Annotated in this window: 26 protein-coding genes; 9 read left to right on the top strand and 17 right to left on the bottom strand. The window is 46.6% G+C overall.

Features of this window, described 5'->3' with window-relative positions:
- Positions 1 to 152 precede the first annotated feature (152 nt).
- Positions 153 to 1694, top strand: coding sequence for a glutamate synthase-related protein (locus A6E01_RS13460; protein ID WP_065210421.1), 1542 nt, complete (start codon positions 153 to 155; stop codon positions 1692 to 1694).
- A 1180-nt stretch (positions 1695 to 2874) separates the two neighbouring features.
- Here A6E01_RS13460 and A6E01_RS13455 read toward each other — a convergent pair.
- The 3 genes from A6E01_RS13455 to A6E01_RS13445 form a co-directional block, all read right to left on the bottom strand.
- Entirely contained in the window at positions 2875 to 3102 is a 228-nt protein-coding gene (locus A6E01_RS13455; protein ID WP_065210420.1) for a hypothetical protein, read from the bottom strand.
- Entirely contained in the window at positions 3099 to 4004 is a 906-nt protein-coding gene (locus tag A6E01_RS13450) for a LysR family transcriptional regulator (RefSeq protein WP_065210419.1), read from the bottom strand. Before A6E01_RS13450 ends, A6E01_RS13455 begins: the two co-directional genes overlap by 4 nt.
- 128 nt (positions 4005 to 4132) lie before the next feature.
- Entirely contained in the window at positions 4133 to 5122 is a 990-nt protein-coding gene (locus tag A6E01_RS13445; protein ID WP_065210418.1) for a zinc-dependent alcohol dehydrogenase family protein, read from the bottom strand.
- Between the two features lie 560 nt (positions 5123 to 5682).
- Here A6E01_RS13445 and A6E01_RS13440 point away from each other — a divergent pair.
- The 5 genes from A6E01_RS13440 (at position 5683) to A6E01_RS13420 (ending at position 11358) form a co-directional block, all read left to right on the top strand.
- Positions 5683 to 6528: an enoyl-CoA hydratase/isomerase family protein gene (locus A6E01_RS13440; protein ID WP_017031813.1), complete on the top strand. Its 846-nt coding sequence runs from the start codon at positions 5683 to 5685 to the stop codon at positions 6526 to 6528.
- 178 nt (positions 6529 to 6706) lie between these two features.
- Positions 6707 to 7582: a radical SAM protein gene (locus A6E01_RS13435; RefSeq protein WP_065210417.1), complete on the top strand. Its 876-nt coding sequence runs from the start codon at positions 6707 to 6709 to the stop codon at positions 7580 to 7582.
- A 194-nt stretch (positions 7583 to 7776) separates the two neighbouring features.
- On the top strand, positions 7777 to 9228 hold the full coding sequence (locus tag A6E01_RS13430; protein WP_065210416.1) for a catalase: 1452 nt from the start codon (positions 7777 to 7779) through the stop codon (positions 9226 to 9228).
- A 217-nt stretch (positions 9229 to 9445) separates the two neighbouring features.
- Positions 9446 to 10762, top strand: a complete 1317-nt coding sequence (locus A6E01_RS13425) for an ABC1 kinase family protein (RefSeq protein ID WP_065210415.1) — start codon at positions 9446 to 9448, stop codon at positions 10760 to 10762.
- Between the two features lie 62 nt (positions 10763 to 10824).
- The gene (locus tag A6E01_RS13420; protein WP_065210414.1) at positions 10825 to 11358 is read left to right on the top strand and encodes a dihydrofolate reductase family protein; all 534 of its coding nucleotides are present in this window, start codon (positions 10825 to 10827) and stop codon (positions 11356 to 11358) included.
- 7 nt (positions 11359 to 11365) lie between these two features.
- On the opposite strand, the gene A6E01_RS21665 is transcribed toward A6E01_RS13420, so the two are convergent.
- On the bottom strand, positions 11366 to 12376 hold the full coding sequence (locus A6E01_RS21665) for a GNAT family N-acetyltransferase (RefSeq protein ID WP_335673598.1): 1011 nt from the start codon (positions 12374 to 12376) through the stop codon (positions 11366 to 11368).
- A 177-nt stretch (positions 12377 to 12553) separates the two neighbouring features.
- On the opposite strand from A6E01_RS21665, the gene A6E01_RS13410 reads away from it, so the two are divergent.
- Positions 12554 to 12904, top strand: coding sequence for a DUF4156 domain-containing protein (locus A6E01_RS13410; protein ID WP_198589707.1), 351 nt, complete (start codon positions 12554 to 12556; stop codon positions 12902 to 12904).
- On the opposite strand, the gene soxR is transcribed toward A6E01_RS13410, so the two are convergent.
- The 3 genes from soxR to A6E01_RS13395 form a co-directional block, all read right to left on the bottom strand.
- Positions 12895 to 13365, bottom strand: a complete 471-nt coding sequence (gene soxR, locus A6E01_RS13405) for a redox-sensitive transcriptional activator SoxR (RefSeq protein WP_017028049.1) — start codon at positions 13363 to 13365, stop codon at positions 12895 to 12897. The genes A6E01_RS13410 and soxR overlap by 10 nt on opposite strands.
- 69 nt (positions 13366 to 13434) lie before the next feature.
- Positions 13435 to 13665, bottom strand: coding sequence for a hypothetical protein (locus A6E01_RS13400; protein WP_017028048.1), 231 nt, complete (start codon positions 13663 to 13665; stop codon positions 13435 to 13437).
- A complete protein-coding gene (locus A6E01_RS13395; protein WP_065210412.1) occupies positions 13655 to 14857 on the bottom strand; it encodes an iron-containing alcohol dehydrogenase in 1203 nt (400 codons plus the stop codon). Before A6E01_RS13395 ends, A6E01_RS13400 begins: the two co-directional genes overlap by 11 nt.
- A gap of 214 nt (positions 14858 to 15071) precedes the next feature.
- On the opposite strand from A6E01_RS13395, the gene A6E01_RS13390 reads away from it, so the two are divergent.
- Complete coding sequence (locus tag A6E01_RS13390; protein WP_065210411.1) at positions 15072 to 16100, top strand: NADP-dependent oxidoreductase; 1029 nt, start codon at positions 15072 to 15074, stop codon at positions 16098 to 16100.
- A gap of 82 nt (positions 16101 to 16182) precedes the next feature.
- Here A6E01_RS13390 and A6E01_RS13385 read toward each other — a convergent pair whose 3' ends face one another.
- The 8 genes from A6E01_RS13385 to A6E01_RS13350 all read right to left on the bottom strand — a co-directional run bounded on the left by A6E01_RS13385 (position 16183) and on the right by A6E01_RS13350 (position 23844).
- Positions 16183 to 16818, bottom strand: coding sequence for an RpiB/LacA/LacB family sugar-phosphate isomerase (locus A6E01_RS13385; protein ID WP_017028045.1), 636 nt, complete (start codon positions 16816 to 16818; stop codon positions 16183 to 16185).
- A 142-nt stretch (positions 16819 to 16960) separates the two neighbouring features.
- A complete protein-coding gene (kduD, locus tag A6E01_RS13380; protein ID WP_017028044.1) occupies positions 16961 to 17722 on the bottom strand; it encodes a 2-dehydro-3-deoxy-D-gluconate 5-dehydrogenase KduD in 762 nt (253 codons plus the stop codon).
- Between the two features lie 318 nt (positions 17723 to 18040).
- Positions 18041 to 19501 carry an alkaline phosphatase family protein gene (locus A6E01_RS13375; RefSeq protein WP_065210410.1) on the bottom strand — a complete coding sequence of 487 codons (1461 nt, stop codon included), beginning with the start codon at positions 19499 to 19501 and terminating at the stop codon, positions 18041 to 18043.
- Positions 19502 to 19706: 205 nt separating this feature from the next.
- Complete coding sequence (locus tag A6E01_RS13370) at positions 19707 to 20084, bottom strand: VOC family protein (RefSeq protein ID WP_017028041.1); 378 nt, start codon at positions 20082 to 20084, stop codon at positions 19707 to 19709.
- 555 nt (positions 20085 to 20639) lie between these two features.
- A complete protein-coding gene (gene cyoE / locus A6E01_RS13365; protein WP_017028040.1) occupies positions 20640 to 21536 on the bottom strand; it encodes a heme o synthase in 897 nt (298 codons plus the stop codon).
- Entirely contained in the window at positions 21533 to 22582 is a 1050-nt protein-coding gene (locus A6E01_RS13360) for a COX15/CtaA family protein (RefSeq protein ID WP_017028039.1), read from the bottom strand. The genes cyoE and A6E01_RS13360 overlap by 4 nt, the downstream gene beginning before the upstream one ends.
- Positions 22583 to 22606: 24 nt before the next feature.
- Positions 22607 to 23167 carry a hypothetical protein gene (locus A6E01_RS13355; protein WP_017028038.1) on the bottom strand — a complete coding sequence of 187 codons (561 nt, stop codon included), beginning with the start codon at positions 23165 to 23167 and terminating at the stop codon, positions 22607 to 22609.
- 2 nt (positions 23168 to 23169) lie between these two features.
- Positions 23170 to 23844 (bottom strand): SURF1 family protein, encoded by a 675-nt coding sequence (locus tag A6E01_RS13350; protein ID WP_237334537.1) that lies wholly within the window; start codon positions 23842 to 23844, stop codon positions 23170 to 23172.
- Positions 23845 to 23911: 67 nt separating this feature from the next.
- Between A6E01_RS13350 and A6E01_RS13345 the strand changes: the two genes are divergently transcribed.
- Positions 23912 to 24133, top strand: a complete 222-nt coding sequence (locus A6E01_RS13345; protein ID WP_017031797.1) for a DUF2909 domain-containing protein — start codon at positions 23912 to 23914, stop codon at positions 24131 to 24133.
- 100 nt (positions 24134 to 24233) lie between these two features.
- Here the strand turns inward: A6E01_RS13345 and A6E01_RS13340 are convergent, their stop codons facing one another.
- Positions 24234 to 25109 (bottom strand): cytochrome c oxidase subunit 3, encoded by an 876-nt coding sequence (locus A6E01_RS13340; RefSeq protein WP_017031796.1) that lies wholly within the window; start codon positions 25107 to 25109, stop codon positions 24234 to 24236.
- Entirely contained in the window at positions 25106 to 25726 is a 621-nt protein-coding gene (locus tag A6E01_RS13335) for a cytochrome c oxidase assembly protein (protein WP_017028034.1), read from the bottom strand. The genes A6E01_RS13340 and A6E01_RS13335 overlap by 4 nt, the downstream gene beginning before the upstream one ends.
- Between the last annotated feature and the right edge of the window lie 12 nt (positions 25727 to 25738).

The raw sequence follows: 25738 nt of genomic DNA, 5'->3' as shown, positions 1-25738 counted from the left end.
TACCTCACATTGAATACGAGCAGCAGGTCAATTGATAGTGAAAGCTGTTCAACAGCTATATGAAGAAATTTCAGGTTCATTAAATATAGTCCTGAGTTGCTAGTCGAACTACAGTTATTGAACACTCTTCACTCAATCCTCAGGTGGACAATATGAACAAACCTATCGTGGCCGACAACAAACCCAAGAAAGTCGAACTCACAAAAGGCGAGGAGTATTATTTCTGCACCTGTGGACGGTCTAAGAACCAACCCTTCTGTGATGGCTCACATGCGGGTACCGGGTTTAAACCAAAGAGCTTTACTGCCGAAGAAACCGCTGACGGATACTTATGTCAGTGCAAGCACACCGCGAATGCGCCATTTTGCGACGGCTCTCATAAGCAATTCTCAGCAGAGCAAGTGGGTCAAGAAGGCCCAGGTGTTCAAGTGCAGCAAGCGGAGATCCCTATCGCCGTAGCAACGACCGAAGAGCCTACCGTAGAATTCATTCATCAATTGGCTCGAGATGGTCTCTCTAAGCTTGGGCACCACGGCCCAATGACCTCTATGGGTGTGCCTCGTCACTTACTGCCACATTGGGATGACTTGCAGATCATGGTCGCGCAGATGGCGACTAAGCCACTGATGGAGGATGTTCCTGTGGGTACAGAGCTCGTCATTGGTCCAAATGCCAAGAAACCTCTTAAACTTAAAATCCCGCTGTTTGTCTCAGACATGAGCTTTGGCGCCTTATCCGAAGAAGCAAAGATTGCCTTAGCCACTGGGGCAGAACTGGCAGGAACAGGGATCTGCTCTGGTGAGGGCGGAATGCTACCTGAGGAGAAAGCGGCCAATTCTAGATACTTTTATGAGTTAGCCAGTGCTGGATTTGGCTACAAAGAACAGCTATTAAAAGGCGTGCAAGCCTTTCACTTTAAAGGCGGGCAAGGGGCAAAAACCGGCACCGGTGGTCACCTTCCCGGCAATAAAAACACAGGAAAAATCTCTATGGTTCGCGGTATACCTGAGGGCGAACCTGCCATCTCACCACCCACCTTTAAAAACCTAAATACCGCAGAGGACTTTAAGGCCTTTGCCAACCGAGTGCGAGAGGTCACAGGTGGTATCCCTATAGGCTTTAAGCTCAGTGCCAACCATATTGAAGAGGACATACAATTTGCCCTCGATGCCAGCGCCGACTACATCATTTTAGACGGCCGAGGCGGCGGTACTGGTGCGGCTCCTGAAATGTTCCGCGATCATATTAGTGTGCCGACAATTCCGGCGCTGGCTCGTGCTCGTCGCTATTTGGACGAACAAGGGATGAGTGGCAAGGTCACCCTCATTATCACAGGGGGTATCCGAGTACCTATGGATTTTGTCAAAGCGATGGCCCTTGGCGCCGATGGGGTTGCTATCTCGAACAGCGCCATGCAATCCATAGGCTGTGTTGCCGCGCGAATGTGTAACACCAACAACTGCCCAGCAGGGATTGCCACACAAAAAGCGGACCTTAGACAAAGACTCAACGTGGATAAATCTTCCAAGCAGTTACATAACTTCTTCAATGCTTCAGTGGAACTCATGCAAGTAATGGCAAGAGCTTGTGGTCATCATAGTCTGAGTGAGTTCAATAAAAAGGACCTCGCGACTTGGCATAGGGAGATGGCTTTGTTGTCTGGAGTTAGGTATTCGGGGTATGGGGAGCCGTAAAATCAGCTTTCAGCTATCCGCTGTCAGTTATCAGACGGTCTCTTGTTCACAAGTCGGACTTTTGGGTAGACGTCATCCTGAACTTGGTTCAGGATCTTAGGGTGCACTTAGCTGAGTTTTGCACTCCCCAAGATACTGGATAAATACTCCGTATTTTCCAGTATGACGGGACTTTATAGGGTGCTGTTCAAGAGGAATTGAATCGTTAGGTCCCCGATAAAAACGCTCGGGGACGACCGTTGTCTTGGAATAGTGCTCAGTGACGTCATCCTGAACTTGATTCAGGATCTTAGTGCGCACATAGCTGAGTTTTGTACTCTCCAAGGTACTGGATAAATACTCCGTATTTTCCAGTATGACGTGACTTTATTGGGTGCTGTTCAAGAGGAATTGAATCGTTAGGTCGCCGATAAAAACGCTCGGGGAAGACCGTTGTCTTGGAATAATGCTCAGTGACGTCATCCTGAACTTGATTCAGGATCTTAGTGCGCACATAGCTGAATTTTGCACTCTCCAAGATACTGGATAAATACTCCGTATTTTCCAGTATGACGTGACTTTATTGGGTGCTATTCAAGAGGCATTGAATCGTTAGGTCCCCGATAAAACCGCTCGGGGACGACCGTTGTCTTGGAATAGTGCTCAGTGACGTCATCCTGAACTTGATTCAGGATCTTAGTGCGCACATAGCTGAGCTTTGCACTCTCCAAGATACTGGATAAATACTCCGTATTTTCCAGTATGACGTGACTTTATTGGATGCTGTTCAAGAGGAATTGAATCGTTAGGTCGCCGATAAAAACGCTCGGGGACGACGGCTGTGTTGGAATGGTTTTGTTTACTATCAATCTAGGACCCAGAACCTCAAGCTCAGTGACGTCATCCTGAACTTGATTCAGGATCTTAGTGCGCACATAGCTGAATTTTGCACTCTCCAAGATACTGGATAAATACTCCGTATTTTCCAGTATGACGTGACTTTATTGGATGCTGTTCAAGAGGAATTGAATCGTTAGGTCCCCTATAAAAACCCTCGGGGACGACGGTTGTTTTGGAATAGTGCTCAGTGACGTCATCCTGAACTTGATTCAGGATCTTAGGGTGCACATAGCTGAGTTTTGCACTCTCCAAGATACTGGATAAATACTCCGTATTTTCCAGTATGACGTGACTTTATAGACTACTTATCCGAGCCTGTTAGCTTAGACTTCATGTCCATGATGAACATTGGCCCAATAACGATAACGCAGGTTAGCAGGAGTACCTCTTCTGCTATTAATAGGTATGAAGTATAGAGGTCGCTTTGTTGCGGAGTAAAACCCATAGTGGGCACTAAGATGACCAACACCCACGACAGCACGTAGGCCACAAGCAATGCAATACTCACCCCTAGTTTGGCTTTACTCATTGGTTTACCTCAAGTGACCAATATGGGGGCTGTCCATAATATTGAGAGAAGTAATCAACAAATGCTCTCACCTTCGGCGCAAGCAAGCGGGCACTGGGGTAAACAACCCATATTGCCGCGCCGTCCACCAAGGGATAATCTTCTAGCACCTGCACAAGCTCACCGCGCTTGAGGTTTTCATGCACCAGCCATGTGGAACACTTGGCGATACCTAATCCATCCAGACAGGCATCTCTTACAGCCTCACCGTGATTGACTCGAATACTGCCAGTTCCCTTAATATTGACCTGTCCTTTCGGGGTATCAAAGGTCCATATCTTAAGACCTGATTGACCTATGCACTGATGTTCACGCAATGACTCAGGATTATCAGGCAAGCCATACTTTTCAATGTACTCAGGTGAGGCGCACATGATGCGCTCATCAACCGCAAGCTTCTTGGCGATTAGGCTAGAGTCCTGCAATTCTGCATCACGGATTGCCACATCAAAGCCACCGTCGATAAGATCAATCATAGAGTCGGTCAGCTGAATATCGACAGATAAGTCAGGATTCTCGCTAAGGAATCCTTTTAAAGCAGGCATAAGGTGCATGCGCCCAAACGAAGCAGGGGCAGTGACTCGCAGCGTACCTTGTGGTCTTTCAGCTCCCTTGCCCACTGATGCAAGCGCCGCATCAACCCCTAACAATAACTCTTCAGCATGAGGCAAAAATGCCTCACCTTCTTCAGTCAAAGAGACCTTACGAGTGGTACGATGAATCAAGCGAGCACCGACGCTCTCTTCTAAGCGGCTAATATGCATGCTAGCAACGGGGGCAGACAAGCCAAGTTCTTGACCTGCTTGACTTATATTATGAGTGGACGCCACACGGACGAATAACTTGAGGTGCTCTATATTCACTTAGTTCGGCCTGCTTTGATTCAGCATCAGCTTCTAGATAAAAGTAAATATACGCTAATTTTGGACATAAATAAGGCCCACTTAGAAAAGTGAGCCTTATTAAAGAGAAGTTGAGCTTGTCGCTTGCCTTAAATAACGTTGACCACAACCTTACCAATCGCCTTACCAGAGGCTAAGTGCGCGTGTGCATCGCCCGTTTGGCTAAGATCAAAGGTCTTAGGATCAACAACCGGAACCAATGCACCCGCTTCTGCAATCTTCGCAAGCTCTGCCAAGATGTGGCCATGCTCTTCGCGCTTAAAGTTGTGGATCATTGGGATCAGCATAAACACCACATGCAATGACAAGCCTTTGAAGTGCGCAGTGCTCAAATCTAGCTCCAACAGAGAAACCGTTGTTGCAATCTGACCATTCAGCGCCGCTGCGTCCATGGAGTTTTTCAGGTTCTCACCGCCAACCGAATCATAGACAACGTCAAAGCCTGCACCTTGAGTATATTTAGCAACATAGTCCTCAACAGATTCAGAGGTGAAATCAATCGCGGTTGCACCGAGTTTCTCCATCAATTGCGCCTGCTCACCTGCGCGACCGGTAGCAAAAACGTCTGCGCCCATGTGGTTTGCGATTTGCAGAGCTAAGTGCCCAACACCGCCAGAGCCGCCGTGTACTAATACTTTCTGACCTGCACTCGTTCCTGCACGTACCAAGCCTTCGTAGGCGGTAATGCCAGCAAGAGGAATAGCCGCCGCTTCACGCATTGAAAGATTTTTAGGTTTATGGGCAATCAATTTTGCATCTGCAGGCATGAACTCGGCAAGTGTACCTTGCAACTCACCCAGACCACCAGCGCAACCATACACCTCATCACCCGCAGCAAAGCCAGATACACCCTCGCCTATTGCTTCAATCGTACCGGCAAAATCCATACCCAAGATAGCGGGTGTTTTTGGAGAGAAAGGAAGCCCCTCGCCCATCTCGCGTATCATCATATCGACGGTATTGACACTCGTAGCGGCTACACGAACCAATACCTCACCCGCTTTGATTTCTGGTTTAGATACTTCTGCTACTTCAAATGCATCCACACCACCATATTCACGTACGATTGTTGCTTTCATCCAATTTCACCCTTTGTGTATTTTTATCATTGGTCAGCTAGGTGCTGATTTCTGTGCTTAGCCGTAGAGTCTAGACAAATTCCCACCATTCATCTTCAAGCATTACATGAAAGAGAATTAAGCATTCTTTAATAATCTACTAGGGTCTGTTGATCTTTTGAGGTTATTTTTGTAGCGATTTGTTGGGTATTAATACAAGGCAGTCGCTTTTAGGTGTGGTGGTTCCACATGAAAAGTGACTAACGCGGTAGAAATGCCCAACAAAGCGCTACCCGAAGGGCTCGGCAAGAAGGGCTCGTCCAGAACCCATTTACTCATCGTTGAGCGACTTTTGCTTAGATGACTAGGCGGCAAGTCCCTCGCCTTGATTAAATGACTTCTGGTCGAGCAAAATTTAATCGCAAAAGGTCAACAGACCCTAAGCACAAATCTCAAGATTTATTATTTAGTTTCCTTTAATACTGTTTTGAGAAAGTACACATTGTTGTCTGAAGTTCCCCTGCATAGAGTTGTGTTGAGCGTTCATTTTTCGCTCAGCCCCAATTTTAAGGAGTAACAATATGGCTTACGACGGATACACAACCTTTAGCGCAGAACAAGAAGAAGGGATTCTTACCGTCACTTTCGACTTTGGCCCTGTGAATGTACAAGGTCAGGAAATGCTTGCCGACCTCAATGGCTTGGCCCTTAGGCTTGAACGAGATAGGGATGTAAAAGTAGTCGTATTCCAATCGGCTAATCCTGAGATTTGGGTCTGCCACTACGACACAAACCTATTGAAGGACATGTCTACAGAAGCGGTTTCGCGGGAAGAGGCGAAGCTATTGGATCTTCAGTCTGTGCTGGAGCGCATCAGTAAACTTCCACAAGCGACCATTGCCAAACTAGAAGGCTTCGCTCGAGGCGGTGGCCATGAATTTGCCCTAGCCTGCGATATGCGATTTGCTGCCCGTGGCAAGTTTAAGTTCATGCAAATGGAGGTAGGCATGGGAATTCTACCATGCGGCGGAGGTGCCTCACGGATGGCTAGGCAGGTGGGTTTAGGGCGAGCCCTAGAGATCATCTTGAGCGCACGAGACTTTGATGCCGATGAGGCCGAAGCCTATGGCACCATTAATAAAGCACTAGAGCCCGATGAAATTGGTGAGTACGTCGATACCTTAGCGAAACGTATTTCCAAGTTCCCTGCCGAGTCTATTAATGCGTGTAAGCAAATGGTGTACGAATCTATCGACAAGCCTATTGATGAAGCCCTTAAAGCTGAGGCTTATTGGCTCTATCAGGCCACCAGCAAAACCGCTGCAATAAAACGCTTCACCATTGCTGATGAACAAGGTTTGGAACACGATATTGAAAACCAGCGCAACTGGAATACCTTGGTCATGAATGTGCAAGACATCAACTGATCAAGCCTATTCCCGTTTTACATCTGCAAGCGGCTCCTTAAACAGTAAGTAGAGGGGCCGCTTTTTATTGTCTTAAGGCGATTATTAATATTTTCTTAAAACTGATTTGGTTGGCAGCTCATTTATCTCTCGCCTTGGCAACAGTAGACTTCTTCGCTCCAACACTAAGGAGTTTTCTATGCATTACGAAGGTAAAATTTATCGTCCATGGATGGAAGCTGAGAGCGTACTGATTCAAGCCACTCTTGGTTGCAGTAATAATCAATGTACATTCTGTACCATGTTTGATGATAAACGCTTCAAAATCAGAGATATTGAAGGCATCTTTCAAGATATTGAAGAAGCGCGCAGACTGTACCCGCACGTTGAATCTATCTTTTTAACCGATGGCAATGTGATGGCGATGCGAACTGAAATGCTGGTTAAGATCTTAGACAAAATCAAAACCACCTTCCCAGAGATCAAGAACATTGCGCTCTACTCAGGGTTTAACGATTTTCGTCGCAAGAGTGTTGCTGAACTTAAAGAGATTAAATCAGCAGGCCTGAGTATGGCCTATTCTGGCTTAGAGTCTGGTGACCCTGTAGTACTTGAAAGAATTAAGAAACGCATGACTCGAGAGCACGCAATCGAGGGTATGGAGATGGCACGTGAAGCAAAGATTGGCGTCTTAGCCTCGTTTATCTTTGGCTTAGGTGGCAAAGAGCGCTCTATGGAGCACGCTATCAATACCACCAGCTTGCTCAACATCATGAAGCCAGACGCGATTGCACCAATGGCTCTTGCCATTCAACCTGGCTCTGAGCTTGAAAAAGAACTGCATCGCGGCGAGTTTACTTTGCCAACCCCTTTGCAGATCCTAGAAGAAGAGAAATACCTTCTAGAGAATATGGATGATTTCCATTGCTACTACTGGGGCGATCATGGCAATAACATCTCGCCAATGCGAGGCGTAATGCCAGCGGCAAGGCCCGCATTTCTAGAGCGTATCAATGCCAATATTGCTCACAACCCAATCACCAAAGAGAATGTAATCCAAACATTCGCATGGTAAAAATCCTAATATAAAGCCTTGTTTATCAAGGCTTTAATTTTCTGTGAAATTACACAAAAACTTGTAGGATGTCACAAAAATAAGACAATACTACAAGCATTCTTCACATCCACGTCAAACATTTGATTTACATCAATACAACACTTTATTGGCGATTGATAATCGTTCTCAGATATAAACAAATGGAAGTGATTATGACTAAGAAACTCACCACTGCTGGCGGCTGTCCTGTCGCACATAACCAAAATGTTCTTACTGCGGGTAAGCGCGGACCACAACTTCTACAAGATGTTTGGTTCCTTGAAAAATTAGCTCACTTTGATCGTGAGGTTATCCCAGAGCGTCGCATGCACGCTAAAGGTTCAGGCGCCTACGGTACCTTCACTGTAACCCACGACATCACTCAGTTCACCAAGGCTAAGATCTTCTCCGACGTAGGTAAAAAAACCGACCTATTCGCTCGCTTTACCACAGTAGCAGGCGAGCGCGGCGCGGCAGATGCCGAGCGTGATATTCGCGGGTTTGCTGTTAAGTTCTATACCGAAGAAGGCAACTGGGATCTAGTCGGCAACAACACACCAGTGTTCTTCCTGCGCGATCCACTTAAGTTCCCTGACCTAAACCACGCGGTTAAACGCGACCCAAGAACCAATATGCGCAGTGCAGAAAACAATTGGGATTTCTGGACTTCTTTACCTGAAGCACTTCACCAAATCACCATTGTAATGAGTGATCGCGGTATTCCAGCCAGCTACCGCACCATGAACGGTTACGGCAGTCATACCTTTAGCTTTATTAACTCAGACAATGAAAGATTCTGGGTGAAATTCCATTTCAAGAGTCAGCAAGGCATTAAAAACCTAACGGATCAGGAAGCGGAAGCTTTAGTCGGTAAGGATCGCGAAAGTCATCAAAAAGACCTGTATGAAAACATTGAAAATGGTGCGTATCCGAAGTGGGACCTGAAGGTCCAGGTAATGCCAGAAAAAGATTCGGAAACAGTGTCATACAACCCATTCGACCTGACAAAAGTGTGGCCGCATGAGGACTACCCTCTGCATGATGTAGGTGTGCTGGAACTGAACAAAAACCCAGAAAACTTCTTTGCCGAGGTAGAACAATCGGCGTTCAACCCTGCTGCTGTAGTACCAGGGATTGGTTTCTCTCCTGATCGCATGTTGCAAGGTCGATTGTTTTCTTATGGTGATGCTCAGCGCTATCGCTTGGGTGTTAACCACCATCAGATCCCTGTAAATGCACCTCGTTGTCCTGTGCACAGCTACCACAGAGACGGCGCAATGCGCACCGATGGTAACTATGGTTCAACCATCGGATATGAGCCAAATCAACACCAAGAGTGGGCTCAGCAGTCTGAGTTCTCAGAGCCACCACTAGAGCTGCAAGGTGTTGCAACTCATTGGGATCATCGTGAAGACGACGATTACTTCACTCAGGCCGGTAACCTGTTCCGCATCATGCCAGAGGATGAAAAGCAGCGCTTGTTCGACAATACCGCTCGAGCTATGGATGGAGTTTCAACCCCTATTAAGCACAAGCATATTACTCATGCACTACACGCCGACGTCGCATACGGCGAAGGACTTGCAAAGGCAATGGGGATCGATATAGAAGACGTCACCAAGTAGAGGAGCCTGATTATGCTTGAAGGTATCTTTCAAATTCTCTCCCTAGAAGAGCGCTATTTGATAATGTGGTAACCAGCCTCAACCAAATGCTCTAGCTATAACCCTTAAAAGCCCTGTCGCATTTATGCCGCAGGGCTTTTAATTACTGATCTTAAGCTTGTCAGCTCTGGTATAAGTCTCTAATTTAGAAAGCATCTGATACAGGGACAAAACCTACATGGCTTCTCAAGAAAGCAAAGTACCCACTCACCGACTCTCCCGCTTTGGCAAGTTTGCATCACTCGCAACGAGAGTGGGTGGCGCTATGGTTACCGAAGGAGCAAAACAGCTTGCGCAGGGTAAAAAGCCCAAAGCCAAAGACCTTCTTTTAACCCCTAACAATATTAAAAGAGTGGCCGACCAACTCGCACACCTTAGAGGCGCGGCAATGAAGGTAGGGCAATTGATGTCCATGGATGCGGGGGATCTCATCAGCCCAGAGCTTGCCGACATATTATCAAGGCTTCGCTCTGACGCCTCTCCTATGCCCACCAAACAGTTAGCGACAGTGCTTTGTGATGAGCTTGGACAAGATTGGCAACAAAACTTCATTGAGTTTAATTTCAAGCCGATAGCCAGCGCCTCCATTGGACAGGTACATCAAGCCCATGCCGACGACGGAACCAAGCTAGCAATTAAGGTTCAGTATCCCGGCATCAAGCAAAGTATCGATAGTGACGTAGATAATGTAGGCACCCTGCTCAACGTTGTCGGGTTAATTCCAAAGGGCGTGGACTACAAAGACCTGCTCGAAGAAGCAAAAAAGCAACTGCACGCAGAGGCCGATTATCTTCTAGAAGCGGACCTGCTCAATCGCTACAAGTTGTTATTAACAGATAGCCCTGACTTTGTGATTCCTGAGGTTCTTAGCGACATTACCACCGACAGTGTCCTAGCTATGACTCACGTGAACGGCGAGCCCATAGAGTCGCTCCAACACGCGGATCAGCACACCCGAGACAGAGTGATGACACTGCTATTGGAATTGCTTTTCAAAGAGATCTTTAGCTTTAAGTTGGTGCAAACAGACCCCAACTTTGCCAACTTCCTCTATGATGAGAGTCAGCAGAAAGTCGTACTTCTAGACTTTGGCGCAACCCGTGCCTACAACGAAAATATTAGCGATGGCTATCGCCTCGCCTTTACCTCTGTCATCAATAACGACGATAAGGGTCTCGACCAAGCCCTGACTCAAATAGGCTTCTTCAGCAAACAGATAATACCAGAGCAAAAGCAAGCCATCTTCAACCTCGTCAAGCTCGCCTGTGAGCCACTAAAATTTGATGGTAATTATGACTTCGGCTCAAGCAACCTAGCCCAAAGGCTCAGCCAAGCCGGCACTGTGCTCAGTATGGAACAAGACTACTGGCACACACCACCAGCAGATGCCCTTTTCTTGCATCGCAAGATCGGTGGGCTATACCTTCTCGCTGCAAGACTCAATGCTAAGGTGGATGTAGCGAAGCTGTTTGAATCATACCGCTTGGACTCTTAGTCGGTACTCTTTTGTCATCGATGGGATATTCTTATTAAATTGCAATCTAATCGGAGTATTCCATGCCAAACATCGTTTACATCGCCACCAGCCTTGATGGCTTCATCGCCGACAAAAATAACAACATTGATTGGCTATATGATGTGCCAAACCCTGAGGGTTCAGATTTTGGGTTTGCTGCGCTTATGGATCGCGTTGATGCACTGATAATGGGGCGAAATACTCTAGATATAGTGATCAGTTTTGGTGTGGATTGGCCGTATTCAAAGCCGGTCTTTGTGCTAAGTAACACACTTACTAAGGTACCGGAAGGGTTAGACGGCAAGGTATTTTTAGTTAATGGTGAGCTACCTGATATTGTTCAATCCCTCAATCAAAAAGGCTTTGAAAAGCTCTATATTGATGGCGGCAAGACTATACAAAGCTTCCTGCGACACGATCTTATAGATGAACTCATTATCACCACCATCCCTATACTTCTTGGAGGAGGTATCCCTTTGTTTTCCGAATTATCCGCACCCTTGAAGTTTAAGCACCTAGGCTGCGAAAGGTTAGCGGATCATATGGTGAAGAACACCTTTATCCGCACTCGGTAACTCTAACTTACTGCAATTTCTTCACTGCATCGGGTAGCTCATATAGGGTGTCAATCTGAGGAATATCTTGATCCCCTTCCACAAGCGTATGTTGTGGATTAAGCCAAACCACCTTCAATCCTGCTTCGATAGCAGGGTTGATGTCTTTATCTAGCGTATCTCCAACCATCAACATCGACTCAGTGGACTCACCTAAATCTTGCGCTATCTTGCAAAAGAACTCGGCACTCCCCTTACCTATACCAAGATTCGCTTTGCAGAAGTATCCAGAGATGAACGTGGCTAAACCCGCTCTGTGAAAGGCTTTGTGGATGTCACTTTCGGTTGAGTCTTCTGCATTGGTCGCTACGTAAATTTGATAACGTTTGGAAAGTTCTTGAAGCGCCTCGATAGCGCCTTCTACCGTAAAGACCTCAGGCCAGTCGCACATCTTTCCTTGTTGATCAGGCAAATCAACCATCAAGGTATCGCCCCAATCAAATAAAATCGTATTCACTGCAGAGGGAGTCTGAATGGAACGCTGATATATGTGGTCGGTATGAGAGATACCCTTTATCACATAAGCATCAGGGATAATTTTAGCTAGGGTAAAACCAGCTTTTTCCAGCACTCGCTCAGAGCCAAGATTGCCTTGGGTTACCGTCGCGGAAAACTGCTCAATGCCATGGGTGTGCCTTGCCCAGTCGATCAAGTATTGCAATGATTCTGTCGCATAGCCCTTCCCATGAAACTCAGGCAGTAGCATGTAGCCGACTTCTGCAACCTCATCTTGCATACAAAACCCTGTCAGCCCAACTGGTTGCCCTGAGACACGTTCGGTTATTACCAAACACAACCAGTGAAGAGAGTTCTTACTCCAAGGCTGGATTCTCGCTTGAAAGCGTAACTTAATATCCTGAAGGCTGGGCTTGTCAAAACACAGTTCAATTACACGCTCATCCACATGCAAACTATGAAACAGTGTCCAGTCGTGTTCAGATAAAGATGTGAGGGATAGTCTCGCCGTGCACAGTTCCATTTAGGGGTCTCAAGTCCTCAACTCACCTTCAGTGATGAGTCTTGTTGTTCAGTACTTTAATAAATCACAAAACTAATGCAAAAGAAAACGGTTAAACAATTGAATTTAAATAGTTCTTCGCTAACAATTCATTAAGTGTGTTGTATTTGAGCCGATACTATCGGCAGATTAAGGGAAATGATGAAACATTGGCTAGCATTGGGGTTTTCAATAGTTTTGGTGGGGTGTACTTCGCCAGAAATAGCGCTGATGCCAGAAGCAAAACACGTACAAGTTCGCACTAACAATGCACCCTTGGTAAGAAACTGTAAATGGGTTGGGGAAGTCACGGGCAGTGAAGGGCATTGGTATTCTTATCTTTTTTACCCCAATGATGTGCTTATTCAAGGGGCAATTAACGAGATAAAAAACAATGCGTACTTAACCAATGCGAATACTGTGGTTTTACTTAGCCCTCACTACTTCAAAACCTCAGCAACCTTTGTGGGTACCGCGTACAAGTGCCCACCAAAGCCACCTCAAGACTGATCTTCCGCCGTTGGCGAGCCATCGATTAGATATCTAGCACCTGTTCCTTGCGCAGATGCGGTATCTTCTGGATTGAATAACTTGCAGCTTTTTAGCGACAGACATCCGCAGCCAATACAACCGTCTAGGTTGTCTCTGAGTCGTTGCATCTCGAGTATCTTTTGATCCAAAGATGCTGCCCACTGCTTGGACATTCGAGCCCAGTCTTTTTTGGTTGGCTGTTTATGATTAGGCAGGGTTTTCAGTGCAAGTTTGATCTCTTCTAAACTCACCCCTATTTGTTGCGCTGCCTTGATAACGGAAATAACCCTAATGGTACTAGCTGGATAGCGCCTTTGATTGCCTTCTGTCCTGATGCTTTCTATCAGCCCTTTACTCTCGTAAAAACGCAAGGTCGACGTCGCAACCCCACAACGCTTGGCCGCCTCACCTACCGTGAAAAAACGTGTATTCAAAGCCACAACTAAATCCCTTAAACCTTAAGTTAACTTTAGCTTTCAATTAAAGTAATAACAACCGTGACTATAGACTCAAGAAGGGTCGCTGTCTTCATTCTCAGCATCCAATGCCTTTGCCGCATCACGCACTGCCCACACGCAAAGTCCCATCATGGTAAATGGGATGGCAGCAGCAACATATTCAACCCACCCCATTTTTGCCAATACTGGGGTAAGAATGACGTGACCAAAAATGGACAGAAAGGCCACAACTAGCATTGCGATAATGATTCTGATCTGACTCTTGTGGCTCTTACTGGTCATTCGTCATTCTCTTTACTAGCCCTTTCAAAATGTTCTGACACTGCTCTTCACTCATTTCGACAGGCACGGGATAATCGCCAAACGCCTCATCAATCGCCTGTTTCGCTATTAGCGAGATATCGGCAATTTTCAGCTCAGCAACACAATCAGGAATACCTAATTGCGTCAGTAACTCTTCGACTTTCTCTATAAACGCCACCGCGTTTGTCTTATCAGTATCTCCCGAGGTATAGCCTGCAGCCTTAGCCAATGACGCTATTGATTTAGGGTCTGCTGTGGCAATAAACCTTAGTACCGAAGGCAATACAATTGCGTTCGCACGACCATGAGGAACGTGATAGAAGGCGCCGAGTTGATGAGCGATGGCATGCACATAACCAATGTAGGTTCGGGTAAATGCAAGACCCGCCTCATAACTGGCCTGCGCCATTTCCTGTCGAGCATCGAGATTGCTACCGTCCTGCATTGCTACCGGCAACCATCTGAAGATTCGTTGAATTGCTGAAATAGAAAGCTGCTGCGAATACTCGTTCGCATAGCCACTGATATACGACTCTACAGCGTGGGTAAGCGCATCCGCTCCGGTTTCTGCTGTAATTTTAGGGGGTAAACCTACCATCAAGTTCGGGTCTAATAGGGCGACCTTGGGCACAATAAAAGGGTCGGTAATCGCCCGTTTCTTTCGAGCTTGGTGATCACTAATTACCGCAGCCACCGTACCTTCTGATCCTGTTCCAGAAGTCGTCGGTACCGCAATGACAGGGTAAACGGGTCTATGCACCCGCATAAGGCCGAGCAACTTACTCACATCCTTGTTCGTTTTGGCACTCGCCGAAATGGCTTTAGCGCAGTCCATCGGCGAACCACCGCCTACCGCTATGATTCCGTCACATCGGTTATCGATAAACAGACGTACTCCGTTTCTCACCTCATCAAAGCCTGGATCAGGCGCAACCTCGTCAAACAAGGTAAAGGGTAAGCCTGCTTGCTGAAGAGTGCTGAGTACTGGCTCGATTATCCGTAGTTCAACCAGCACCTTGTCTGTAACGATTAATGGATGAGTAATGCCTAATTCCCTGCAAAGCTCAGTAATTTGACTGACTGTACCTGCTCCTGAAACCAATTTTGGCTCTGGGATCGGTAGCATCTTCAAAAACGGCTTTTTTACTCCAACTAAAATCTTATGAAACATGCCCTATCCTTGGTCGCTCAGTGCAGCACTGCATCCGAATGCATTTCACTCCATACTAAGTTAACGATAATAGGGCTCAACAGAAACAGGCTTAACTTGTTATCTAGCTTCGATAAATAAACTTTATTGAGACGGTTCGCCCGCACTGCCATGAAATGACGTAGACTGGTCAGACTAGATAACGAATCTATATCACTAAAAGGGAATTGAACTCATGACCACCATCAACCGCCAACTTGTTTTGGCCTCCCGCCCTGTCGGCGCTCCCACTTCAGGTAACTTTCGATTAAATACTGCTGACTTGCCCATTATCAAAGAGGGTGAAGTACTGCTTCGCAGCGTCTATCTATCTCTCGACCCTTATATGCGTGGCAGAATGAGTGACGCAAAATCATATGCTGATCCTGTCGCAATTGGTGAGGTGATGGTGGGCGGCACCGTTTGTCAGGTCACGGAATCGAAAAACAGTGATTTTGCTGTGGGTGAGTGGGTACTCGCTTATACCGGATGGCAAGATTATGGGGTCTCTAATGGTGAAGGCTTGATCAAGCTTGGTATGAATCCAGAACACCCTTCTTATGCCCTTGGCGTGATGGGAATGCCTGGCTTTACGGCTTATATGGGACTACTGGATATTGGTCAGCCTAAAGCCGGTGAAACCGTGGTAGTCGCAGCAGCAACAGGCGCGGTCGGCTCTATGGTTGGCCAGATTGCCAAGATCAAGGGTTGCCGAGTTGTCGGGATCGCAGGCGGCGAAGAAAAGTGCCGCTTCGCTGTGGATACTCTTGGATTTGATGCCTGTATTGATCACAAAGCTGATGACCTTGCTGAGCAATTAGCCAATGCCTGTAACGACGGTATCGATGTCTACTTTGAAAACGTTGGCGGCAAGGTATTTGATGCGGTAATGCCCCTGTTAAATACTTCAGCACGCATTCCTTTGTGCGGCCTGATCTCGCAATACAATGCAACGTCACTCCCAGAAGGCCCAGACAGAATGTCGATGCTGATGGGGCAACTGCTAGTGAAACGCATCAAGATGCAAGGCTTCATCATCTTTGATGATTACGGTCACCGCTACCCTGAATTTGCACAGCAAATGATGACCTGGCTCAGTGAGGGAAAAATCACCTACAAAGAGCATCTTGTTGAAGGGCTTGAGAACGCACCTGAGTCTTTTATTGGTCTACTTGAAGGCAAGAACTTCGGCAAATTAGTAGTGCAAACCAACCAGCCAGTTTAACCGCCTAATTTTTATTCCACCCAGAAACAACAAAGGCCAGCTGTAGAAAACAGCTGGCCTTAATTTTTTGTAACTCGAAGATTTAGTCGATTAGAGAGCGAACGTACTCTGCAATCTCTGAATCTTGGCAGTTAGAGAAGAAGCACTCTTGGAACTGTGCGCTACCTACTGCTTGCTTCACTAGTTCTTGGTCGATTGCACGTAGAGAAGAGACAACGTCTTTACATACTGCAGATTTCACTTCGCTTAGGATAGCGGCGTTTGCTTGTTGAGGTGCAGCACGCTCAATTGGGTAACCTTCACCGCGAGCACCCGTAAATGCTTTTTCGAAGATGTAGCGAACGTTCAGTTCACCTGCCCAACCAAAGCCTTTAGCAAATGCTAGTGAGATAGCGTTGCCGTTGTTGATTTGGTTGAATAGGAATGCATCAGATGGTTCTAGGCAGTAACCACAAACCACACCTGGGTGTAGGTTGCTTGCCATCAATGCGCCTTGACCTGTACCACAACCCGTTACAACGAAGTCTACAGCCTTAGAGTTAAGAAGGATGCTAGCCATGATGCCAAGGTGGATGTACGTTAGGTGATGATCGTTCTCGTCAGTCATACCAACGTTGAATACGTCATGGCCAAGACCGCCAGCAACATTGTTAAGCTCTGTAGCAACCATTGCATTTTTAGGTGCTTGGCTGTTTTCCATCATAAGTGCGATTTTCATTGAATACTCCTGCAGTAGACTGCAATAAATTAATCTAATTATAAGTCTTGGGCTGAAGATACGCTGTAATGAGCACATCCTCTCGACACACGGCTATTTATCTTTGAACTATAGCGTGGCCCGAATTTGTCCTGTGTTCTCGTTAGCGAGATAACCAACCGCCATCGACGGCAATGGTGTATCCGTTAACATAATCTGATGCGGCTGAAGCCAAGAATACGCAAGGCCCTGCCAGGTCTTCCGGTTTGCCCCAACGGCCCGCAGGAATGCGGTCAACAATTTCTTTGTTGCGCTTTTCGTCAGCGCGCAATGCGTCTGTGTTATTGGTTGCCATGTACCCCGGAGCAATCGCATTCACATTGATATTGTGGCTCGCCCACTCGTTGGCCATTAAGCGTGTTACACCCATTACACCACTCTTCGACGCAGTGTAAGAAGGCACGCGGATGCCCCCTTGGAATGAAAGCATAGAAGCAATATTGATAATCTTGCCGCCTTCCCCTTGAGCGATCATTTGCTTAGCAACGGCTTGAGAAAGGAAGAACACTGATTTGACGTTGACGTTCATCACGTCATCCCAGTCTTGCTCTGAGAAGTCGATAGCGTCGTTGCGGCGAATAATGCCTGCGTTGTTAACCAATACGTCAATACGACCAAGTTCAGTCACTGCGCGATCAACAATGTTAGGAATATCATCTGTTTTAGAAAGATCGGCGCGGACATCGATAAACTTGCGACCCAACTCTTCAATCTTTTGCTTTGTTTCCGCAGGTTCGGATTGATTCACACCAACAATGTCACAGCCTGCACTCGCAAGACCAACAGCCATTCCTTGACCAAGACCCGTGTTGCAACCGGTAACGATGGCAACCTTGCCTTGTAGGCTAAAAGAATCAAGAATCATGTAGGTTCCTCAAAAGGTATAGGGTTTCAAAAGCGATCATCTCTCTGATGCAGAGTACTATAACAATTTTTGAAACTGCATTTCAAATAAAATTAAAACATAATTTTAATTAATTATGACGAGTGTCTTGTTTTGACGTTCTCGAACGGTTCTCGAACGGTTCCCGAACGATTCCCAAACTGTGCACAACAGGGCTTCCTAGCTCGTTGATCACTAAAGATTAGAGTGTTTCAAGTATAGATAAGGGGAGTAACGTAGGCATTGAAAAGAATGAGAGAAGAAGAAAGGGGCTACCTAAGTAACCCCCTTTTGAATAGATTATTTAAACTTCAGAGCATCTGCAATTACATGATAGATATAGTTTTGTTCAACCACACCTTGGAACAGCCATGCTTGTGGGCCACGAGCAAAAATAGCAACATCTTCACCAGAATGTGTTTCTGAACCCAATTTAATCAATGCTTGTTGCATGTAGTCAGGGTCCGCAGCTTCTTCTGCGGTAACGTCTGGACGATCACCAACAATACCGCCAGGGCCGTTACCGTAGATTAGCGTAGTGTAAGCCTTGCCTGACGCATCTTTATTTGGCTGACCGCCGCTCATCGATAGACCCAAGATGTCATTTCCGCGCTCAGCATAGCCATTAGCGACAAAGCTGTGTGCATGGTCCGCTGTTACAATCACCAAGGTATCTTTAGGATTAGTCTTCTCTAATGCAATTTGAATTGCTTTATCGAAGGCCAGAGTATCTTCTAACGCTCGCTTTGCGTTACCAGCATGGTGCGCATGGTCAATACGACCACCTTCAACCATAAGCACATAACCCTTTTTATTGTTCTCAAGAATATTGAGTGCTTTTTCAGTCATCTCTGCAATTGAAGGCTCTTTATTCTCTTCAACGCGATCTAGCTCGTATTCCATGTGAGAGCTATTGAACAGCCCCATCACGCGAGACTTATCATCTAATTGTTCAAACCCATCTTTATCGAATACATAGCTCGCATTGGGATAGCGCTGTTGCCACTCTTCAATTAGGTTTTTGCCATCACTACGTCGACCCGAGAAGCCTTGCTCATCTTGCGCGTCAGCAGGTAAGAATTCTCTGCGACCGCCAGCAAACACAACTTGCACGCCATCACCATGTTCAAAGTTCACCAATTGATGAGCGATGTCAGTACAGCCATTAGACTTGTTGTAGTTTGAGATAGCTGAATCGTTTTCCCAATCTCTATCAGGGCTATGGGCATAAGCGGCCGCTGGAGTGGCGTGAGTAATACGAGTCGTCGTTACTAAGCCAACAGATAGTCCATTATCCGCGGCCGATTGAAAGGCACTTTTTACTTTATTATCTGCAACATCGTTACAGAAGCCACGCTTAACATTCTCGTTCACGCCTAGCACGCCTGAACTGGTTTTCACTCCAGATACCATCGCGGTTGCTGTGCCAGCAGAGTCCGGTGTTTGCATGTCAGTGTTGTAGGTTTTCGCCAGTGCGGCATGAGGTAAAGACTCCATGCTTAGCTTAAACTCTTCACCATCTAAGCCTTTCTGTTGACCTGCGTAGATACGCGCCGCAGTGATTGTGCCGACACTCATTCCATCACCCACAAATAGAATCACATTCTTTGCAGGACCATTGATTGGCTTAACCTTCTTTGCTTGTTCTAGGGCTACCTGCCCTTCTTTAAACCACTGATCTGATTGTTGTGGCAACTGAGCATAGGCTGATAAAGATACACACCCTGCGATCACTGATAAAACTAATCCACTGCGTTTCATTCTCATTTCTCCATGTTTTTGAGACTGTTATTAGGATTGATTTACGACTGCTATCTCTTAGAGATACCCATAAATTACACAGCCCACATGACAGAGACATGCTCAAGGATTAAGCATTTTTGAATATTTAATTAACGAAGGATGACAATACGCCCCATCAAGAAGCTTAGTGGGGCGTCATAGTAGAAAGAGCGATTGGAGCGAATCACATAAAGTGCGTGGCGCAGATTTTATTGCCTGCAGGGTCACGCAAGTACGCCATATAAAGCTTGGTCTCTGAATTACCGCGAACTCCTGGTGGCTCTTCACATTCAGAGCCACCATTGGCGAGACCAACTTGATGCCATGTATCAACTAGCTCTGCATCAGCAGCCTTAAAGCCAATGGTCATGCCATTGCCGTGGGTAGCGGGTTCACCGTTAATAGGATTTGTGAGACAGAAAACTCCACTGTCCGAAAAATAAAAACAGCGCCCTTTCTCATCGATTTTTCCTGTCGGGTACCCTAAGGTCGCGAGTAGCGCATCATAAAATTGCTTTGATGCTTGCATATCATTGGTACCGATCATTACGTGACTGAACATACACTTCCCTTTCTGTTTGGTGAGTCTTCAATGTGCAGTAATGAGTAACTATTGTCTACATAAGAGCCTTATTTTTCTAGGTGGAGAATCTTTTAGCTTTAGTGGGTGAAGAGATCCCCGATTAAACCATTCGGGGATGACTCGTTTTGGTACTTTTAGGGGGCTATTTTGGCACTTATGAAGTTCTGTTTTGACACTGTGCGAACTCAAATCTTAGTGAAAACAAAACCATCAAAAAAAACGTCGTCTCCGAGGTCTTTTCTGGGCCAGCACACTGGTCGGAGACCTCTTCAGCTTCCGGACTACTTAGATCCCCGATAAAAGCACTCGGGGATGACTCGTTTGGCATTCTTTATGGATCCTTTGCACTAGCCGCCACCAATCGCCGTCATACTGGAAAACGCGCAGTGTTTATCCAGTATCTTGGATTGTGCGAAAGCCAACCTTGGGCACTTTCTAAGATCCTGACTCAAGTTCAGGATGACGCACTATACAAGCCATAGAACCTAGGGCCTTAGAGCCCAGAGCCCAGAGCCCAGAGCCCAGCATCGCAGCTTAGAAATAATGATCCACCAGCAAAGCCACAAACAGCAGCATCAAATGATAGATAGAGAACTTAAACGTCTCCATAGCCTGTTTGCTGTCAGCTTTGTATTTCAGTTTCCAAGCGTGGTAGATAAAGCCGGCACTCAGAATGGTTGAGCTAGCAAGGTAGATTTGACCGCTCATGCCCACCAGAACCGGCATAGCACACACTAGAGCTAACAAGATGGTATATAGCAAGATGCTGGTTTTGGTGTATTCCACACCATGTGTAACCGGCAACATTGGGATATCGGCTTTGGCGTAGTCATCTTTACGATGGATAGCCAGTGCCCAGAAGTGGGGTGGTGTCCAGATGAAGATAATCATGACCAGTAACCATGCATTGGCATGTAGCTCACCTGTTACCGCTACCCAGCCAAGAAGAGGTGGCATAGCACCTGCAATGCCGGCAATCACTATATTCTGCGGTGTAGCACGCTTGAGGTACATGGTGTAGATCACCGCATAACCTAACAAGCTCGCAAAAGTAAGCACTGCGGTTAACGTATTCACCCAAGCAACCAAGACTACAAAACCAACCACACCAATAGAAGCAGCAAACAGGAACACCTTGGCAGAGGATAAGTCTCCAGACGGTAGCGGACGCTTATAAGTGCGCGCCATGATGGCATCGATACGCTGATCAATAAGATGGTTAAACGCTGCCGCAGAGCCGGCCATCAAACCAATACCTAGCAAGCCAAACAGAGATTGTTGCAATGGCAACGCACCGGGCATCGCAAGACACATACCCACTACGGCGGTAAGTAGCATTAAGGCGACTACCTTAGGTTTGGTCAATTGATAGTAGCTTTGAAGGGTGCTTCTGGTTCTAACTAGTGTCTGCGAACCTGCAAGATTACTCATACTGAATACTCCCTTTCAGAATCATGAGCCAACGAATTTGAGGCAGCTATTCTCGCCCATACGAAGTGATTAGTTGCGACTAGGGTGACCAACAGCAGGGCGGCCCCTAGGTTATGCATTACCGCGTTGATAAGCGGAAGATGAAAGATAACGTTGGCAATACCCAACCAAACCTGAACTGCAAGGCCAAAGCCAATAGCTCTTACATAGATTCTTGCTGAGGGTAGCGAACTGCGCCACAGTAATACCATCAATGATAGCAAGGCAGAGGTCGTGATCAGCGCCCCTACCCTGTGTGTCACATGTATCGTCATTCTCGCCCCATAATCCAGCACTCCGAACTCATAGTTATCAAAACCGGTTTGAATAAAATTAAAGGCATTGCCAAAGTCGAGATGACTTTGCCACTCACCCTGACATATAGGTAAAGAGGTACACATCAGGGCGGCATAGTTAGACGATGTCCAACCTCCAAGCATGATCTGAAGGAGTAAGACCACCGTCGCAAATACGGTAAACCCACGTAGCGTGGACAATGATGAATGAGGCAAATTTATCAAAGGTTGCGGAGCGTTTCTTAACCGGCACATAAGCAAGGCAAGCAAGCTAAACAGCGTAAACCCGCCGAGCAAATGCAACATCACAATCACAGGCATAAGCTTAAGCGTCACCGTCCACATGCCAAGAGCGGCTTGGGCGATAATCACTGTGCTTAAAACGATAGGGAAGGCTTTGCCAGTGACAGAGCTTTTCCAAAGAAGAAAAGAGAGGGCAAAGACCACTAGGCCTAACGTGCCCGCAAAATAGCGATGTATCATTTCTAGCCAAGCTTTATGGGTTTCCACGGCTCGCTCAGGAAACAGTTGCTCTGCCTTAGCGATCTCTTCGGCTTGCATTGGCACTGCTATTTTCCCATAACACCCTGGCCAGTCAGGGCAGCCAAGCCCTGCATCGGCCAGTCGAGTGTAAGCGCCTAGTGCAATCACAACAAAAGTCATGGCCAAGGCTAGCCAGGTCAGTCTTTGTATTGAAATGCGTCCTTGCATATCGTTTCCTCGCATATTTAGTCGCTATCCGACTCGTGAAAGCTTAAGGATTTTTCGTACGTCGGCGATCAGCCCCTTATTTTGTGCCACCAGCGTATTCGCTTCAGCTTGCGGATAACGCATTACCCACTGTCCTAGTGGGTCGACGAGCAAATAATCTTGAGACTCAACGGGGACGGGATGTGCATTCAACTGCAAAATCGGATAGTTGGATTGATTTTTCGCAAGCCAAGATGTATCCGCAGTTTCTGACACATACAAAGTAACTACCACTCGCTCGCTGTACGCCCCAAGAGCAATATAACTCTGGTTCAATAAGTGCCATCTTTGCTCACACACTTGATCGCACTTGTCCGGAACAATAAAGGCCAATTGCCAAGTATCAGAAACTGGGCTCACAAGGCCCGCGGATTCAAAAGTGAACCTAGGTTCAATAAGCACGCCTTTATTCGTGACCCCTGACTGATACCACCCTTGATTCAATATCAAGTGAGCGGCAACCACAGGTAAAGCAAATATCAGGATCAAAGCCAGTAGCTTAAGCCGTCCCTGTTTTTGCTGAGGATAAATCGCTTGGCTTTGCATAGTCATTCCTTCACTTTTCTCTTTCTTACCACAAACAGGACAACGAGCAGGGCATAAACCGTGGCCATACCAAACCATTGAAATGCATATCCAAAATGCTTCTGTGAGGTCATTGGGTAGGGTGACCAAATCTTCGGCAGATCACTATTGGGCAAGGCGTACGGCTGAAGAACAAAATCAAACAAGAGAGTATCTAACACCATAGATAACTGGTTTAGATTAAGGTTTTGAATACGAATGCCCCCTAGCATTTGTTCTTGCATCACATCACTGCTTAATGGGTTGAGGCTTCGCTGATACACCCGCCCGACTACATTCTGCGCTGTCTCAATACTATTGACTCTGGGTAGTCGATCTCGAGTAGAAGTCGCCACAGCAAAGCCTAACTCAACCAGCAATATTTGTTTTTCACCCTGAAAATAGATCGCCATGGGTTGCAAAACGGTATACCCAACCCTTCCCTCAACCGTCACGTTATCAATGTAAACAAGAGGGATAGCTTCAGGTTCTACATCTACCTGCAAAGGGAAACCAGTAAGGGTGAATTCACTGTCTATCTCTGCTAACTGCTCAATCACCATAGGTGTCATCTGCTCCCTATCTTGCAGCTGTTGCTCAAGGAGTAGCTTTTCTTCTCCACGAGACAGTTGCCAGAAGCCCAATTTGACCAGAACCAAAAACAGAACCACAGTTAAGACAGTCGCTACTATCCAAAGCGCTTTTTTTGAAGACCTAGGAGACCTGATGTCACCACTGCTGTTCAAATTAATAATCATCCTGTTACTGCTATTTATTGTCTTCAATCTTGCTCTTGCGATGGTACACATGGTGCGAGAAGAGCCTGATTCTAAGGTACCTATGAGCCGTTATCTTGGCCGCCGTGTTGCGTTATCTGCTGTTGTTATCCTGTTTTTGATCCTAGCGTTGAAGCTGGGTTGGGTTGTGCCTAATCAGCGGCCTTATTAGGGTTTTTCCCAAAATTTAAGTCTGCCCTTGTGGCAAAGTAGATCCTCGATAGGAGCACTCGAGGATGACGGGGCCGCAAGCGCTCGAGGATGACGTCGCGTCAAATCACATACACAAAGATGAATAGGCATAGCCATACCACATCGACGAAATGCCAGTACCAGCTTCCTGCTTGAAAGCCAAAATGGTCTTTAGGGGTAAAGTGGTCTTTGCTGATTCTAAACAGCAGCACGATCAAAAATACCGTGCCTATGAATACATGCATCCCGTGGAAACCGGTTAGCAAAAAGAAGGTATTGCCATAGATGCCTGATTGTAAGGTGAGTCCCATATCTTGATAGGCGTGGATATACTCTTCGGCTTGGAAGAATAAGAAGAATCCAGCCAATACTATGGTTAACTCCAGCCACACCACTAACGCCATGCGCTTGTTCTGCTCAAGGCTAACGTGCGCCATATGCAGCGTCACAGAAGAGAGCAATAAGATAACCGTGTTCTTTAGCGGAAGACCTTGCCAGCCCATGGCTTGCGTTGTATCGCCGCCAGGAGTCAAGGTCAGCGGCCACATGGCCTCAAAGGTCGGCCACAGCACTTCGTTGGTCATTACGTTGTTGTCTGCCCCTCCTAGCCAAGGCACAGAGAACATTCGTGCGTAGAAGAGCGCGCCAAAGAAAGCCCCAAAGAACATCACCTCAGAAAAGATGAACCAACTCATACCTTGTCTAAAAGAGCGGGCTATTTGTGCGCTGTAATAGCCAGACAATGACTCTTGAACCACATTGGTGAACCAACCGGCCAACACCACCAGCAAACCAACAAAGCCAATGGCTAATAACCAAGGGCCTAATAAACCACCATCATTCATGGTCTGAACGGTCAGTCCTGCTCCAACGGCAACAAAAAACAATGCGAAAGCAGCCACTAAAGGCCACTGGCTTTGGGCTGGAACGTAATAAGTTTCGTGTTTGTCACTCATAACGCATCTCCTTGCGTGTCATGTGTCTGCGCCAATTGCTCCGATACAGCCAATTTTTCTGGCACAGCCAAGGAAGCGAGTTTCTGGTCACTATCGTCAACGCTGTCACTGATGTCATACAACGTATAAGACAAAGTTAGCGTATGGATGGAATCTGGTAAGTCATGCTCTACATAAAAAATCAACGGCAGCTCCGCCTCTTGCTTGGCGTTGAGCGGTTGCTGATTAAAACAGAAGCATTCAATTTTATTAAAGTGTGTTGCCCCCAACCCTGGAGACACAGAAGGTACAGCCTGAGCCACTAGTGCCGTTTTTGATTCGTTCGTTGCTATATAGGCTGTGCGAATTATCTGTCCAGGATGAACCTTCATCACCTTAGACTGAGGTTCAAACGTGATAGGCAAGCCCGGAGGAATGTGCGAAACAAACTCGACCTTTATGGTTCGCGACTCGTCCACTTGCATAGACTCTGGCTCTTGCACTGCTACGGTAGAGGTTTTGCCGTTAATACCCAGCTGCTCGCAAAGAATGTCGTACAAAGGTACAAGAGCAAAGCCAAAGCCAAACATAGCGACGGTGGCTCCACACAGTACCAGTGTGAGTTTCTTATTCGACATTCCCTTGCTCAT

The sequence above is a fragment of the Vibrio breoganii genome (assembly GCF_001677275.1).
Classification (GTDB): Bacteria; Pseudomonadota; Gammaproteobacteria; order Enterobacterales; family Vibrionaceae; genus Vibrio; species Vibrio breoganii.
The sequence above is the reverse complement of the archived record's forward strand: the minus strand, read 5'-3'. Positions and strand labels throughout refer to the sequence as shown.

What these genes read in the sequence shown, in the direction of transcription:
- A6E01_RS13460 (WP_065210421.1), top strand. Translation starts at nt 153, where the DNA reads ATGAACAAACCTATCGTGGCCGACAACAAACCCAAGAAAGTCGAACTC.
- A6E01_RS13455 (WP_065210420.1), bottom strand. Translation starts at nt 3,102, where the DNA reads ATGAGTAAAGCCAAACTAGGGGTGAGTATTGCATTGCTTGTGGCCTAC.
- A6E01_RS13445 (WP_065210418.1), bottom strand. Translation starts at nt 5,122, where the DNA reads ATGAAAGCAACAATCGTACGTGAATATGGTGGTGTGGATGCATTTGAA.
- A6E01_RS13440 (WP_017031813.1), top strand. Translation starts at nt 5,683, where the DNA reads ATGGCTTACGACGGATACACAACCTTTAGCGCAGAACAAGAAGAAGGG.
- A6E01_RS13435 (WP_065210417.1), top strand. Translation starts at nt 6,707, where the DNA reads ATGCATTACGAAGGTAAAATTTATCGTCCATGGATGGAAGCTGAGAGC.
- A6E01_RS13430 (WP_065210416.1), top strand. Translation starts at nt 7,777, where the DNA reads ATGACTAAGAAACTCACCACTGCTGGCGGCTGTCCTGTCGCACATAAC.
- A6E01_RS13425 (WP_065210415.1), top strand. Translation starts at nt 9,446, where the DNA reads ATGGCTTCTCAAGAAAGCAAAGTACCCACTCACCGACTCTCCCGCTTT.
- A6E01_RS13420 (WP_065210414.1), top strand. Translation starts at nt 10,825, where the DNA reads ATGCCAAACATCGTTTACATCGCCACCAGCCTTGATGGCTTCATCGCC.
- A6E01_RS21665 (WP_335673598.1), bottom strand. Translation starts at nt 12,376, where the DNA reads ATGGAACTGTGCACGGCGAGACTATCCCTCACATCTTTATCTGAACAC.
- A6E01_RS13410 (WP_198589707.1), top strand. Translation starts at nt 12,554, where the DNA reads ATGATGAAACATTGGCTAGCATTGGGGTTTTCAATAGTTTTGGTGGGG.
- A6E01_RS13400 (WP_017028048.1), bottom strand. Translation starts at nt 13,665, where the DNA reads ATGACCAGTAAGAGCCACAAGAGTCAGATCAGAATCATTATCGCAATG.
- A6E01_RS13395 (WP_065210412.1), bottom strand. Translation starts at nt 14,857, where the DNA reads ATGTTTCATAAGATTTTAGTTGGAGTAAAAAAGCCGTTTTTGAAGATG.
- A6E01_RS13390 (WP_065210411.1), top strand. Translation starts at nt 15,072, where the DNA reads ATGACCACCATCAACCGCCAACTTGTTTTGGCCTCCCGCCCTGTCGGC.
- A6E01_RS13385 (WP_017028045.1), bottom strand. Translation starts at nt 16,818, where the DNA reads ATGAAAATCGCACTTATGATGGAAAACAGCCAAGCACCTAAAAATGCA.
- kduD (WP_017028044.1), bottom strand. Translation starts at nt 17,722, where the DNA reads ATGATTCTTGATTCTTTTAGCCTACAAGGCAAGGTTGCCATCGTTACC.
- A6E01_RS13375 (WP_065210410.1), bottom strand. Translation starts at nt 19,501, where the DNA reads ATGAAACGCAGTGGATTAGTTTTATCAGTGATCGCAGGGTGTGTATCT.
- A6E01_RS13370 (WP_017028041.1), bottom strand. Translation starts at nt 20,084, where the DNA reads ATGTTCAGTCACGTAATGATCGGTACCAATGATATGCAAGCATCAAAG.
- cyoE (WP_017028040.1), bottom strand. Translation starts at nt 21,536, where the DNA reads ATGAGTAATCTTGCAGGTTCGCAGACACTAGTTAGAACCAGAAGCACC.
- A6E01_RS13360 (WP_017028039.1), bottom strand. Translation starts at nt 22,582, where the DNA reads ATGCAAGGACGCATTTCAATACAAAGACTGACCTGGCTAGCCTTGGCC.
- A6E01_RS13355 (WP_017028038.1), bottom strand. Translation starts at nt 23,167, where the DNA reads ATGCAAAGCCAAGCGATTTATCCTCAGCAAAAACAGGGACGGCTTAAG.
- A6E01_RS13345 (WP_017031797.1), top strand. Translation starts at nt 23,912, where the DNA reads ATGTCACCACTGCTGTTCAAATTAATAATCATCCTGTTACTGCTATTT.
- A6E01_RS13340 (WP_017031796.1), bottom strand. Translation starts at nt 25,109, where the DNA reads ATGAGTGACAAACACGAAACTTATTACGTTCCAGCCCAAAGCCAGTGG.
- A6E01_RS13335 (WP_017028034.1), bottom strand. Translation starts at nt 25,726, where the DNA reads ATGTCGAATAAGAAACTCACACTGGTACTGTGTGGAGCCACCGTCGCT.